8 protein-coding genes are annotated in these 13,446 nt (G+C 71.6%); 6 read left to right on the forward strand and 2 right to left on the reverse strand.

Annotated features, from left to right (window positions below; all coding sequences use genetic code 11):
* Nucleotides 1-4: 4 nt before the first annotated feature.
* Entirely contained in the window at nt 5-1,228 is a 1,224-nt protein-coding gene (locus tag WMF42_RS31090) for a hypothetical protein (protein WP_437686374.1), read from the reverse strand.
* 394 nt (nt 1,229-1,622) lie between these two features.
* Between WMF42_RS31090 and WMF42_RS31095 the strand changes: the two genes are divergently transcribed.
* Both WMF42_RS31095 and WMF42_RS31100 read left to right on the forward strand, forming a co-directional pair.
* Nucleotides 1,623-4,124 carry a M1 family metallopeptidase gene (locus WMF42_RS31095; RefSeq protein ID WP_437686375.1) on the forward strand — a complete coding sequence of 834 codons (2,502 nt, stop codon included), beginning with the start codon at nt 1,623-1,625 and terminating at the stop codon, nt 4,122-4,124.
* A gap of 88 nt (nt 4,125-4,212) precedes the next feature.
* Nucleotides 4,213-4,830, forward strand: coding sequence for a hypothetical protein (locus WMF42_RS31100; RefSeq protein ID WP_437686376.1), 618 nt, complete (start codon nt 4,213-4,215; stop codon nt 4,828-4,830).
* Between the two features lie 216 nt (nt 4,831-5,046).
* Here WMF42_RS31100 and WMF42_RS31105 read toward each other — a convergent pair whose 3' ends face one another.
* A complete protein-coding gene (locus WMF42_RS31105) occupies nt 5,047-5,712 on the reverse strand; it encodes a hypothetical protein (RefSeq protein WP_434042185.1) in 666 nt (221 codons plus the stop codon).
* A gap of 253 nt (nt 5,713-5,965) precedes the next feature.
* Between WMF42_RS31105 and WMF42_RS31110 the strand changes: the two genes are divergently transcribed.
* From WMF42_RS31110 to WMF42_RS31125, 4 genes are all read left to right on the forward strand, one after another.
* The gene (locus WMF42_RS31110) at nt 5,966-10,087 is read left to right on the forward strand and encodes a chemotaxis protein CheB (protein ID WP_437686377.1); all 4,122 of its coding nucleotides are present in this window, start codon (nt 5,966-5,968) and stop codon (nt 10,085-10,087) included.
* Between the two features lie 328 nt (nt 10,088-10,415).
* Complete coding sequence (locus tag WMF42_RS31115; protein ID WP_437686378.1) at nt 10,416-10,850, forward strand: response regulator; 435 nt, start codon at nt 10,416-10,418, stop codon at nt 10,848-10,850.
* Between the two features lie 158 nt (nt 10,851-11,008).
* Nucleotides 11,009-12,058, forward strand: coding sequence for a hypothetical protein (locus WMF42_RS31120; protein ID WP_437686379.1), 1,050 nt, complete (start codon nt 11,009-11,011; stop codon nt 12,056-12,058).
* A gap of 130 nt (nt 12,059-12,188) precedes the next feature.
* Nucleotides 12,189-13,331, forward strand: coding sequence for a hexokinase family protein (locus WMF42_RS31125; RefSeq protein ID WP_061613091.1), 1,143 nt, complete (start codon nt 12,189-12,191; stop codon nt 13,329-13,331).
* The last annotated feature ends 115 nt before the right edge of the window (nt 13,332-13,446 follow it).

The raw sequence follows: 13,446 nt of genomic DNA on the forward strand, positions 1-13,446 counted from the left end.
CTCTTCATCGGTCCCCCCCGGCCCCGCGGCGCGGGCGCCTCCGCCAGGCGAGCGCGAGCCCGCCGACGGCGAGCAGCGACAGCGCGCCCCCGCCGATCGGCGCGGGCCCCGCCGTGCAGGCGCAGGCGCCGCCCTGGACCGCGTCGCCCTCGAGCAGGTCCGGCTCCCCGGGCCCGCCCGGGCCGCCCGTCCCGCCCGCGCCGCTCGACGCGGCGCCCTCGACGCAGCGCCCCGTCGGCGCGCAGCGCGCGCTCGCGCCGCACTGGGCGCCGCCCAGCGAGCACGGGCCGCACTGCCCGTCCACGCACACGAGGTCGCCGCACTCGGCGTTCGACGTGCAGGTGCCCGACGGCACGGGGATGCACCGGTGATCGGGCGAGCAGACCTCGTCCGGGTCGCAGTCGGGCGCGTCGACGCACGACACGGGCAGCACGCAGTCCCCGGCGACGCACACGCCCGCGCCCGCGCAGTCCGCGTCGCGCGTGCAGCCCCTGGGCGGGTTGATCACGTCGGGCACGCGGTCGTCGTCGCCGTCGTCGGCCACGCACGGCGCGGAGAGGCCGATGTCGAGATCGCCCGGCCCCCCCGACGCCGCGTCGTTCACCGAGCGGAAGTAGAGGTTCGCCTCGCACGCCGCGCTCACGCCCACGACGTTGAGGTCGATCGAGCCCTGCGCGTAGCCGTGCGTCACCTCGTTGATCAGCAGGGGGTCGGCGTCGGTCCCTACCTCGGTCGTGACCTGCATCTCGGTGACCGTGACGGGCTCGTACCTCCCGGCGGCGCCGAACGTCCAGACGCCCGAGAGCGTGCCGTCGCCCTTCACGCCGAGCACGAACTCGTAGCCGCCCATCGACTCGTCGGCCGTGAACCGCGGGTCGATCTCCGTCGCCTCGGCCGTGCCGCCGGTCCCCCGGTTCCTGTCCGCGTCGATGAACACGAACAGCGTGGCCTGAGCGCCGATCGCGGCCGTCCCCGACACGTACGCGCGCGCCCACAGCCGCCCGGCGTCGGCGACCGCGTAGGCGGTGCGGAAGTCGATGGACTGCTCCGGCGCCGCGAAGGTCGCCGCGCCGTCCCCGGCGACGTCCTCGTCGCTGTAGGGCCATTGCGGCTCCCCTGTCTTGTCGATCGCGACGATCTCGTCGAGCACCGGCGTCGTCCGCCCGCCGGTCCACGTCTGAGCGGCCGAGCTCGTCGGCCCGAGCGCGACAGCGAGCGCCGCTCCCACAGCCAGCGGCGCGACGCATGAGCGCCCCCGTACGCACCTAGTTCTGTGATGTGCCATGGCGGGGAGCATCCTCGCACAGGTCCGCGCAACCCTTGCAAATGAAAGGCGTTTTGCGCCTGGAGTGCGCAGGGGTCGCAAGGACACGCACCCGTCGCAGCGCGCGTCTCCTCGCGCGCAACACAAGCGACCGGGCGCGCTCTCGCTCCTGAGCCGCGCCTCCCGCCGCTGTCTCCGGCGCGCGCACCGCGCTTGGCCGCGCGCCCGGTTTCTGTAACTGTCCCGCGGTCACTTACGCCTCGCGGCGAGGCGCGGCGCGGCGCTCGGGCGCACCGATCGTCGTCCCCTGGCCGCGCGAGAGGATGTCTTCTTCGACTGACTCGACCGAGGAGACCGGATGCACTGCACTGTCCAGAAACACCGCCCCGGAGCGTTCCGGTGGGCCTGCCTGCTGCTTGGATCGCTCGTCGCGGCGTGCTCGGGGGAAGACCCGGCGCCGCTGGAGGGGAGCGCGTTCGACGTCGAGCGCTACGACCTGCGGGGCGAGTTCGACTGGGAGCGGAGCCGCCTCGTCGCGACGCTCGGCCTCACGCTGTCGTTCACCGGCGAGGGCCCGCGGAGCGTCGTGCTCGACAGCGCCGTGACCGACGTGAAGGACGTGCGGCAGAGGGGCGGCGGCGCGCTCCCGCACGCGGTCGACGTCGCGCGCGGCGCGCTCGCCGTCGACCTCTCGAGCGTTCCCGAGGCGACGGCCGGCGGGCCCATCGAGATCGAGATCGACTACGAGGCGCTCTCCGGCGACGCGCTCCGCGCCGTGCCGGCGCGCCTGGGCGATCCCGTCGCCGTGCGCGCCGTCTACACGGTCTCGGAGCCGCTCGGGGCGTCGCGGTGGATGCCCTGCCACAACGCGCCCTCGGATCGCGCCGTGTTCTCTGTCGCCCTGCGCGTCGACGGCGGCGAGTCGCTGATCGCGAACGGCGATCTCGTGGGCGACGAGGATCTCGGCGCCGCCGGCCGCCTCGTCCGTTACGAGACAGCCTACCCGCTGCCGACGTACCTCATGGCGTTCGCTGTCGGCGACTTCGAGGTCGAGCGCGGCGCGCGGGGCGACCTCCCCATCGCGGTCTGGCGCCGCCGCGGGCTCCCCGGCGATCACGGCGCGATGCTGGACGAGCTCTCGCGCGCGATCGGCCGCTTCGAGGAGCTGCTCGTGCCGTACCCCTTCGAGAAGTACGCGCTCGTGCTCCTGCCGGACTTCTCCGCGGGGGGCGTCGAGCACGCGGGGATCAGCTTCCAGCGCGAGGAGCGGAGCACGCAGCCCGCGCTCGCCTCCGACCTCCTGCTCACGACGCACGAGCTCGCGCACCAGTGGTTCGGCGATCTCGTCACGGTGGCGACGTGGGACGACCTCTGGATCAAGGAGGGCATGGCGACGCTGCTCGAGCAGGAGGCCGTCCGCGCCCGCACGGACGAGAGCGGCGCGGGGACGCTGAACGGCGACGAGATCGGCCTCCGGGACGGCGACGCGGTGCGCGACCCGTCGCTCGCGCCGGGCGAGAAGTACACGAGCGGCCCGTATGGCCGCGCGGCCTGGCTGCTCACCCAGATCCGCAGCCTCACCGGCGAGGACGCCTTCTGGTCGGCGCTCCGCGGCGTCCTCGAGGCGCGCCGCTTCGGCAGCATCGGCACGGACGAGTTCCTCGACGCCTTTGCGCCCGCGCTCGGCCCGGAGGCGACGGCCCGCGCGCGCCGCGCTGTCGCGGCCAGGGCGCTCCCGTCGCTCGAGGTCGAGGCCGCGCCCCCCGGCGGCGCGTTCGTGACGCTGCGCGACCCCGACGGCGCGCTCGTCGCGCCCCTGGAGCTCGCCTGGGTGGCCCCGGACGGCCTCACCCGCGCGCAGCCGCTCCTGCCCGGCGAGCGCGTCGAGGTCGCGCCCCGGCACCCGTCCGAGCTCCTCCTCGTCGACCCGCAGGATCGCCACCCCGAGTGGGCCTTCCTGGGCGCCGAGCGCGATCTCGAGGCCTACGCCGCGGCCGTCGCCCCGCTCCGCGTCCCGTCGGATCCCGGGGGCGTCGAGCGCTTCCTCGACGTCGGCGGCGCGCACCAGCTCGCCGCGCTGCAGGGCGGCCTGCCCGAGGGGCTCGCCCCCGAGCAGTTCGAGCCCTTCGTGGACGCCCTCGACGCCGACGCGGCCCGGGCCGTGGCGATCGCGGCCGCCTGCGACGCCGCCTGCGCCCCGGGCCTGGACGCCAAGGTCCGCGACGCGTGGACGAGCGTGCTCACCGGCGTGCTCGCCGCGGCGCCTCCCAGTTACGGGCTCGACTACGTCGACAGCTACGCCGCGTGCGGCGCTGTCGTCTCGCCCGAGGCGCTGTTCGCCGACGACTGGACCGCGCTCGAGGCCGGGCTCGTGTCGGGCGAGGTCTCGGACGCGCGGCTCCTGTTCCTGTCCAAGTTCCGGCTGCCGCCCGACAGGGCGCTCCGCGCGTGGGGGCAGGTCGCGCTCGCCGCGGGCTCGGTGCGCGCGCGCGTGCTCGCGATCCGGCACCTCACGGCCTACCTGGAGGGCCTCGACCCCGCCGCCCTCCCCGCGTGGCGCGCCCTCTTCGTCCGCGTGCTCGGCGAGAGCGACGTCGCCGACGTCCTCGGCGCCGACCTCCGCGCCGTGCTGTCCTCTGCGGCGCCCGCGGCCGCTGGCAACGAGGCGGCGATCGAGGGCCTGACCCGGGTGCTCCGCTCGCGCGCCGCCCGCTCCGTCCATCCGTCCGCCGTCTGCGCCGCGTTCGCGTTGGCCGCCGGTGACGAGCGCGCGTTCGACCGCTTCGCCGCGGCCGTCGAGGGCGCCGACCTGACCGACCTCACCCTCTCGCTGCTGCGCTCTCCCGCCGGCTGCCGCTGAAGCGCGCGCGACAGCCCACCTCACCGGGCCCTTCGCGGCGCGTCTGGCCACCTGCGCCGGAACCAGGCGCTGCTATGCTCGCCTTCCCATGTCGGAGCTCATCCACCTTCTTCACCAGGGCGCCCCCATCGCTCGTCTCGCCGAGATCCTTGACGGGTTGACGCACGACGAGCGCCTCCATGCCCTGTCGGCCACCAGCCGCGCCGATCAGCGCGCGCTCTACGTCGCCGCGGGCCAGGCCCCCTCGCTCACGCTCGACTTCTTCGTCCCGGACGGCACCCCGCGCCGCGTGGCCGTGCATCACAAGGGCCGGAACAGCCTTCCTCTGCCCTCGCCCTTCCGTTTCTTCGAGAAGCGTTTTGCTCTCCCCGAGGACGGCAGCGCGCGTCTCTTTGGTTACAACGAGGGTCTCACGCGTTCCTGGGTTGGCCCTGGATTCTTCGTCGCGCTCCCGACCGCCGGCAACCCTGCGTGGCAGGAGCGCGGCGCGATCGTGATCGACTACTTCCAGGTCCCGGACGGCCCCGTACCTGACGGCTGGCCTCCGGTCGTCCCGAACAGCAAGGGCCTCCAATCCTTCGTTTACGACGGAACGCGCGACTTCATGCGCCGCGTCTCGAATCACGTCTCGATCGGCGCCGCGTACAAGGGAGAGAAGTCCCTCGATCATTACTTCACCCTCTGCCGCGCCCCGTCCGGCGGATAGCCCCCTTCAGCCGCCCTCGGCCCATCACGAAGCCACGGTAGGCCCCCGGAGAGGGGCCGGGCTGTCCCCGCCCCGTGAGCTCCCTACGACACCGAACAGGTCAAAACCCGAGAGAACGAACCCCGGAGGCACAGAGCTTTTGTTGTTCCTCTGTGCCCTCTGTGCCTCTGGGGTTCAAATCTCTTCGTCCCTGGGTGTTTCAAGCCGATCGGCGCTCTAGTTGTCCCCCGTCCCCACGGACAGCCGCGCGATCATCCCCTTTCGCAGGAGCCCCACCTTGTTCCGCATCGCGGTCACCTGCTGCCGCATCCCGTCCGCCTGCTCTGCCAGATCCGCGATCCCCGCCGCCGTGGCCGCCTGAGCCAACTCGCGCGCCTCGTCCGCGAGCCGCCCCATGCGCCCTTCCACCTCGTCCATGGCCGTCACCACCTCGCCGATCTGCTCCGGCGTCGCCGCGTCGCGCTGGAGCGTCGCGGTCTCCTGCACCAGCAGGTTGATCCCCCGCCCCTCCTCGGCGAGCCCCGCGAACCGCTGGAACAGCTCCCCGAGCTGCTCTGCGCGGCGCTTGATCTCCTCGCCGCGCGCCGCCAGCGCCGTCGCCGTCGCCTCGTGGCGATCCCGGGCCGCCGCGATCGCCGCGATCAGCGACCCGAGCGCCACGCTCACGCGCTGCTGCGCCTCCGCGGCCTCCGTCGTCGACCTCGCCGCGCGCTCGATCCCCTTGCGCGTGTCGAGCGACATCCTCCGCGCCGACTCTGCGAGCTCCTCGAAGCGGAGGAGCTCGCGCTCGAGCGCGCGCGCCGCCTCCGCGAGCTCGCCCCCGCCCTTGCCGTGATCGTCCTTCCCGCCCACGCTGCGGCCGTTCTTTTCGCGCTTGGTCACCGTGCACACTCTCGACCGCCTCTCGCGTCCCTCCGCGTGAGGCGCCCTGCATCCTGCACGATCCCCGGCCCGCGCGGCAGCCCTCGCGCTCCGCCGCCGCGATCCCGGCCGTGCGCGCAGCGGCCGAGCCCGCGTCGCGCACGTCGCCCACGTGGACGGAGCCCCTGCGCCGCCGCGCGCAGCGTGGTATCGGATGGCTCCGTACGCGCGCGTCCGATATTCTCTCGACCCCTCCGCCCGCGCCCTGTTGTCCATGAGAACGAAGAACAGCAGCCGCGCCAGGCGGCCCTCCAGCAGGAAGAAGAAACCGGCGACTGCGCAGGTCGCGCCGAATCTGGAGGCCCGCTCGCCCGTCCCCGCCGCAGAGGGCGCCGGCGCGCCTGCTCCCCGCGCGCCTGTCGCCTCGGCGCCCCCCTCGTATGTGGTCGGGCTCGGCTCGTCCGCGGGCGGCCTCGAGGCGCTCCGGATCCTGATCGGCGGCCTGAAGAGCGCCGACCGGATGAGTATCGTCATCGTCCAGCACCTCGCCCCGCAGCACCGCAGCCGCCTGGTCGAGATCATCAGCCACTCCACGTCGTTGAACGTCAAAGAGGTCTCCGAGGGCGAGGACCTCTGCGCGAACACCGTCTACGTGACCCCGCCCAACGCCGATGTCGTCACCGACGGCCGCGCCCTCCTCCTGCGGCAGCCCCAGGCCAAGGTCGGCCCGAAGCCCTCGGTCGACCTGTTCTTCAAGTCGATCGCCGAGCACTACGGCGAGAACGCCATCGGCGTCATCCTCTCCGGCACCGGGTCGGACGGCGCGCAGGGCATCCGCGCCATCAAGGCCGCGGGCGGGGTCACCATCTGCCAGACCCCCGAGTCGGCCAAGTACGACGGCATGCCGCGCGCCGCCAAGCAGACAGGCGCCGTCGATCTCGAGCTCGGCCTGGAGGAGATGGCCAATCAGCTCAGCAAGTTCAACGAGCTCGCCAAGCGCCACGACCAGCCGGACGCCTCGCTCCGGCAGCTCGGCCTGAGCCACCAGGACCCGTACCACAGCATCCTCGCCTTCCTGGAGAAGGCGAGCCGGGTCAACTTCGCCAAGTACAAGCAGTCCACCGTCCGCCGGCGCATCGAGCGGCGCGTCATCGCCACGCGCTGCGAGTCGATCGAGGCCTACGCCGACTACCTCCGCCTGCGCCCCGAGGAGGGCAGGCTCCTCTTCCAGGACATCCTGATCTCGGTCACGTCCTTCTTCCGCGACGAGCCGTCGTTCAAGGCCCTGGCGACCGCCGTCGCGGAGCGCATCGACAAGAAGCGGACAGGCGACAGCTTCCGCGCCTGGGTCGTCGGCTGCGCCACGGGCGAGGAGGCCTACTCGATCGCCATCCTCGTCTTCGAGGCGCTCGCGAAGGCAAACAAACAGCTCAACGTCCAGATCTTCGCGACGGACATCGACGAGCAGGCCATGTCCGTCGCGCGCAAGGGGCTCTACCAGCAGGCCTCGGTCGCCGACATCCCCCCGCGGCTCCGGTCCAGGTACTTCGACGAGCAGAACCAGTCGTTCAGGGTGAAGGACTACGTCCGCGACGCGATCGTCTTCGCGCGCCACGACGTCGCCCAGGATCCGCCGTTCCTCAAGCTGGATCTCGTCTCGTGCCGCAACGTCCTCATCTACTTCAACTCCCACCTTCAGGAGCACACGCTCAGGACGTTCCACTTCGCGATGGACACCCAGGGTGTCCTGTTCCTCGGCAAGTCCGAGTCGGCGACGACGGTGAGCGACCTGTTCGAGCTCACGGACAAGAACGCGAAGATCTTCGTCCGGTCCGCGAAGAAGGGCGATCTCCCGCGCTCGTACTCGAGACAGGAGTTCAACCGCGAGAGCGCGCTCATCACGAAGGATCGCCAGTCCACAACGGCCCTGGATCTCTTCACCTCCATGGTGAACGGCTTCGCCCCGGACTCGATCCTGATCGGCGACGATCACCGGGTGCGGCACGTCTTCGGGGGCGCCAACCGGTACCTGCACTTCCCGAAGGGCGAGCCCACCGTCACGATCCAGAAGCTGCTCCCGGCCGACGTGGCGCACGATCTCGGCGCGCTGCTGCACCGGGCCCAGCGGTCGGGTCACGCCGCGCGGGGGGACCAGCGGCACGCGTTCGTCATCGAGCGCGAGGAGCGGAAGATCCAGCTCACTGTCGTCCCGCTCTCCTCCGACGGCCGGACCGAGTTCATCGTCTGCTTCAGCCACGCGCCGTACGACGTGCCCCGCCGCCCCGTCAAGTCGCCCGCGGGCGGCTCCCGCCTCGCGCCGGAAGAGCAGCTCTGGCGGCTCGAGCAGGAGCTCGCGGCGACGCGCGAGCACCTCCAGACCGTCATCGAGGAGCACGACACGGCGAGCGAGGAGCTCCAGGCCCTCAACGAGGAGCTCCAGTCGTCCAACGAGGAGCTCCAGTCCACGAACGAGGAGCTGGAGACCACGAACGAGGAGCTCCAGTCGGCGAACGAGGAGCTCACGACGCTGAACCAGGAGATCAACGTCAAATCCTCCGAGCTCTTGACGCTCAACCAGCGGCTCGTCGCGATCCAGAACGCGATCGCCTATCCCCTCCTCGTCGTCGACAAGAACCTCCGCCTGACCGACTACAACCCCGCCTCCCGCCACCTCTTCCGCCTCTCGGAGGTCGACCGCGGCCAGCACATCCGCGCCGCCCTCGCGCACCTCAGCGTCGAGCCCGTCCTCGACATGGTCGGCGCGAGCTTCCAGGAGCGGCGGCCGATGCGGCACCAGATCGAGGTCCTCGACCGGCACTTCGAGGCGAGCATCCAGCTCATCGAGGGGTCGAAGGGCGAGGTGGACGGGGCCGTGCTCAGCTTCGTCGACAACACCGAGCTCGTGCACGCGCTCACCCAGAGCAGGGTCAGCAGGGAGCGGCTCTCCGCCATCCTCGACAACACCCCGGCACTCGTCACCATGAAGGACTCGATCGGCGCCTACGTCTACGTCAACCAGCGCTTCTGCGGCGTCCTCGGGCGCTCCGAGAAAGAGGTGCTGGGGAGGACGGACGAGGAGCTGTTCGGCCCGAAGGCCGGCAGCGCCATGCGAGAGCGCGACTTCGAGGTGCTGAAGGCCCGGTCGCCCATGTGGATCGAGGAGAGCCTGCACGTGGGCGGGAAGCCCCGGTACTGGCTCTCGTCGAAGTTCCCCCTGCTCGACGACCGGCGCAACGCCCAGTCCGTCTGCACGATCGCGCTCGACATCACCGAGCGGGTGCTCCAGGAGCAGCACCTCAAGGTCTTCAAGAAGGTCGTCTCCGCCTCGAACGCGGGGCTCGCGATCCTCGAGTCGGACCAGGGGCAGCACCGGGTGACCTTCGCCTCGAACGAGTTCGCCGACAAGATCGGCAGGAACGCGCCCGAGCTCCACGGCCTGCCGCTCGACGAGCTGCTCGAGATCGTCCTGAGCGGCGCGGAGTCGCCGCGCATCGCCGAGCTCTCGGAGGCGGCCCGCCAGAGCCCGCTCGCGTCGTTCACCATCAACCTGGCGGAGAAGGCGGGCGGCGAGCTCTGGATCGAGCTCAGGACAGCCACCATCAGCTTCGGCGACGAGGAGCCGAGCTACCTCATCCTCCTCATCTTCGACGTCACCCAGAGGGTCCAGGCGCAGCGGCTCATCCTCTCTCAGCAGGAGGAGCTCTCGCGGTTCAGCAAGCTCGCCTCGCTCGGCGAGATCGCGGCCGGGATCTCGCACGAGATCAACACGCCCCTCAACGTGATCACGACGAAGACCGATCTGCTGAAGCGGCTCGCGGAGCGCGGGCAGCTCGAGAAGGAGCGCCTGGCCCGGATCGCCGTCGAGGTCGACGGGATGGTCGAGAACATCACCAACGTGATCTCGGGCCTCAAGTCCATCACCAGGATGGAGTCCGAGAAGCTCCGCCCTCACAACGTCCAGGAGCTGGTCCGCGAGGCCGTCCGCGTCAGCGGCTTCCGTCTCCAGCAGGCGAGCGTCCACCTGAGCTTCGACCTGCCGCGGGAAGACCTCATCATCGACTGCTATCCCGTCCAGATCGTGCAGATCCTCATCAACCTGCTCAACAACGCGGTGGACGCCATCTCGTCCCTCCGGGAGCGGTGGATCCGGATCGAGGCGCGATCGTCGGACGAGCTGGTCTACGTGCGCGTGATCGACAGCGGCAAGGGGATCGACCCCGCGCTCGCGGAGAAGATCATGACGCCGTTCTTCACGACGAAGAAGGAGGAGCACGGCACCGGGCTCGGCCTCAGCCTCTCGCGGAACATCGCGCAGCACCACGACGGCGATCTGCGCCTCGTGATGGAGCACAAGAACACGTGCTTCGAGCTGGAGCTGCCCCGGAAGCAAATTTAACGCCGCGAGGCCGCTGGATCGCGGGCGCCGACCGCCGCGGGCGTCGCATCCGGCCGGCAGCCATCGAGGGATCGGCGGGTCGAGGAGCGGCGCCCGGCCTGCGCTGCTCGCCCCATGTGGCAATTTGCATCACAGTTCACATGGACCGCGGGCCCTGACCGCGCTCTGCCCTGCGCGGCGCCTCCCGCGCGGCACCTCGGCGCCCCTGGGCGCCTGAGCACGGCGGGCCGCGAGGAGTGGAGCCCTCGACGCCCGTCGCGCGAGCTGCTAGTCCGTCAAGAATGCTCGGCGTGCAGGTCAACACGCAGGTTCACGCGGTGGTGGCGGCATGCTGCTGAACATCATCATCGTCGAGGACAGCGAGGAGCTGTGCGAGGGGTGGGAGGACATCCTGTCGCTCGACGGGCATCACGTGAACTGCTTCTTCAATGGCAGGTCTGCCCTGGAGGAGCGCGCGCTCATCATGCAGGCCGACGTGCTCGTCACGGACTATTACTTGCCGGACATCAATGGATTGACGCTCGTCTCCAGGGTCCGGAAGATCCGCGCCGACCTCCCGATCATCCTGCTCACCGGGACGCGCGATCCCGCCATCCGGGAGAGCCTCCGTCAGGTGGAGAACGCGATGTTCCTGAGCAAGCCGATCCGGATAGAGCAGCTCGAGCGGAGCATCCGGGAGCTCATCGCCGCCTCGTCGAAGTCCCCGGCGGCGGACGCCGACACGGCGGACCAGGTGGACCTGCCGCCCTCCTCACCGTACTGAGCCGCGCATTCCGGGGCGGCCTCGCAGGGTCGCCGTCCCCTGCCCCGCGTGTCCCACCTTCCTGAAGGATTCCACCGGTTTCGCCTGCAGCCGTTGTCCGGACCGGTGTACTGTATCAAATCGGCGGACCGTACGTCGGACCCACGTCGGAGGAACCGATGCGAAGCGCGTTGCTCGTCCTCGTCGGAGTTCATGCCTTGCTGGGGCTCGCCCTGCCCTCGCCCGAGGCGTTCGCGCTGCCCGCGCCCGACGAGCTCGCCCTGCCCTCGCCCGAGGAGAAGGAGCGGGCCGCGCTGCGCTCGCCCGGAAGCCGGCTCGCCCGCGACGGCGCGCCCGAGCCCTCGAAGGCGCGCGCGCCGGCCCCCGTCGCCTCGAAGGAGCGCGCCCCTGCCGCCTCGCCCGAGAAGAAGCGCGGCGGGAGCTCGACGGAGGCCGATTGCAAGGCGCTCGGGCCCGAGGTGCAGAAGGCCTCGCGGATGATCGAGGTGCTCCGGGAGTCCGACCTGAGCACGCCGCCCGAGGTGCTGCTGCGGATCGCGGATCGGCTCGACCTCTGGGCCCGCGCGGCCGCCATCCGCCCCGCCGATCCCGACCTCGCCCGCGAGGCCAGGCACATCCGGGAGAGCTTCTCCCGGACGAGCACCGCGGTCCGCAAGCTGCGGGCGTCGCTCATCCTCAACAAGCCCAACCTGAAGAAGGCGGGCTCCGCGCGCGCCGGGCTGGAGCGGGAGCTCGACAAGGACGCGAAGGTGGTGCGGAGCGTCGTCGGCCGCTGCAAGAGCAACCCGTATGAGCCGATCAAGGGCAAAGCCCACATCCCGCCCCACGTCGTGCGGCGCGTCGTCCACGAGAACTTCGGCCCCATGCGCGCCTGCTACGAAAAGGGCCTTCGCAAGAATCCCAAGCTCGAAGGGCGCATACCCGTGCACCTCGTCGTCGACGGCCAAGGCAAGGTGACGTACGCGGGGGACGCCGACCGCCCGCCCGCGGACGCGCCCCTGCTGATCGCGCTCCCCTCGCCCGGCGCGGCCGCGCCGTCCTCGCCCGCCCCGCCGCTCCGCGACGACAAGGTCATCGACTGCGTGCTCGACGTCTTCCGCGGCCTCCGATTCCCCTCCGCCGCGGACAGCAAGGGCGTCGCCAGCGTTGTCTATCCCGTCGTCTTCGGTGTGGACGACAACCGCTCTTCGGCCACCTCCTCCAGGTGACGCAGAGCGCAACCGCCGGCGGCCAGGCGCTGGTGCGCTGCCGTCCGAGCGGGGCCTTCATCAAGCACGCTCGCGGCGCGACGTGCAAAGTTATTTCCTTCTCTGAAGCCAGAGGGTAAGCATTTCCCTGATGAAGCTCTCGCTCTCCGAGCTCCAGGACATCCGCCGCACCCTCGCGGCGCGCACCGTCTTCGGCCTCTCCACGCCGGGCACCGAGATCGCCGCGCTCCCTGCCTACCTCGCGCCCCCGCCGGACGGGATGACCGGCCGCGCCGTCGTTGTCGACGCCGGCGGCACGAACCTCCGCGCCGCGATCGTGGAGCTCGCGCCGGGCGGCGTGTCGCGCATCGTGGCGGGGCCCGAGCCGGCGAAGTTCCCGGGCGGGCCGGAGATCACGGGCGACGCCTTCTTCGATGTCCAGGCGGCGCTTGTCGAGCGCCTCGGCGCCGTGCACGGCTTGCCGGTGGGCTATTGCTTCTCGTATCCGTCGGAGACGCTGCCGTCGCTCGACGCGCGGCTGCTCCGCTGGACCAAGGGCGTCCAGGTCGCGGGGGTCGAGGGCACCAGCGTGGGCGAGCGGCTCGGCCGGGCGCTCGCCGCGCGCAAGCTCCGGCCCGGCCCGGTCCGGGTGCTGAACGACACGGTGGCGAGCCTGCTCGGCGGCGCCTTCGCGCACGGCGGGTCGCAGCCCGCGGCGTTCATCGGGCTCATCGTGGGGACGGGGACGAACATGGCCACGTTCCTCCCTGCCGGCCGGATCCCGAAGCTCAAGACCGGGCACTTCGTCGCCCCGATGGCGGTCAACCTCGAGAACGGCAACTTCAACCCGCCGCACCTCCAGCCGTTCGACGCCGAGGTCGACGCGGGCTCCGAGAACCCTGGGGCCCAGCGCTTCGAGAAGGCGGTGTCCGGGGCCTACCTGCCGCGGCTCTTCGCGCGGCTGTGCCCCGACCACGTCCCCCTCGCGAGCTCTGCGGATCTCGTGCGGCTCCGCGACGAGGGCGCGGGCGACGCGCGGCGGGTCGCCGGCGAGCTGCTCCAGCGCTCCGCGGACCTCGTGGCGGCGGCGCTCGCGGCGGTCGTGGACGTGCTCGAGACGCCGCCTGGGGTCGGCATCCTCGCGGAGGGGAGCCTCTTCTGGGGCGACCCGCGCTACGCGCCGCGGGTGCAGGAGACGCTGCGCTCCCTCGTCGGCTCGCGCGTCGAGCCCCGGATCGGGCGGCTCGAGCACGTCAACCTGATCGGCTCGGCCTGCGCCGCGCTGTTCGCCTGAGCGCCCGCGCCGCCGCCCCGCGCGGCGCGGCCCCCCTGCTGGCCCGCTCGACGCGATCCGGGGGACGATCCGAGCGCATCGAGATCGGAGGGTTCACACATTTCTGGCCGTATCC

Origin of the sequence: Sorangium sp. So ce176 (assembly GCF_051519835.1) — a bacterium.
In the GTDB taxonomy this organism is placed as follows: Bacteria; Myxococcota_A; Polyangia; order Polyangiales; family Polyangiaceae; genus Sorangium; species Sorangium cellulosum_G.

What these genes read in the sequence shown, in the direction of transcription:
- WMF42_RS31095 (WP_437686375.1), top strand. Translation starts at nt 1,623, where the DNA reads ATGCACTGCACTGTCCAGAAACACCGCCCCGGAGCGTTCCGGTGGGCC.
- WMF42_RS31100 (WP_437686376.1), top strand. Translation starts at nt 4,213, where the DNA reads ATGTCGGAGCTCATCCACCTTCTTCACCAGGGCGCCCCCATCGCTCGT.
- WMF42_RS31110 (WP_437686377.1), top strand. Translation starts at nt 5,966, where the DNA reads ATGAGAACGAAGAACAGCAGCCGCGCCAGGCGGCCCTCCAGCAGGAAG.
- WMF42_RS31115 (WP_437686378.1), top strand. Translation starts at nt 10,416, where the DNA reads ATGCTGCTGAACATCATCATCGTCGAGGACAGCGAGGAGCTGTGCGAG.
- WMF42_RS31120 (WP_437686379.1), top strand. Translation starts at nt 11,009, where the DNA reads ATGCGAAGCGCGTTGCTCGTCCTCGTCGGAGTTCATGCCTTGCTGGGG.
- WMF42_RS31125 (WP_061613091.1), top strand. Translation starts at nt 12,189, where the DNA reads ATGAAGCTCTCGCTCTCCGAGCTCCAGGACATCCGCCGCACCCTCGCG.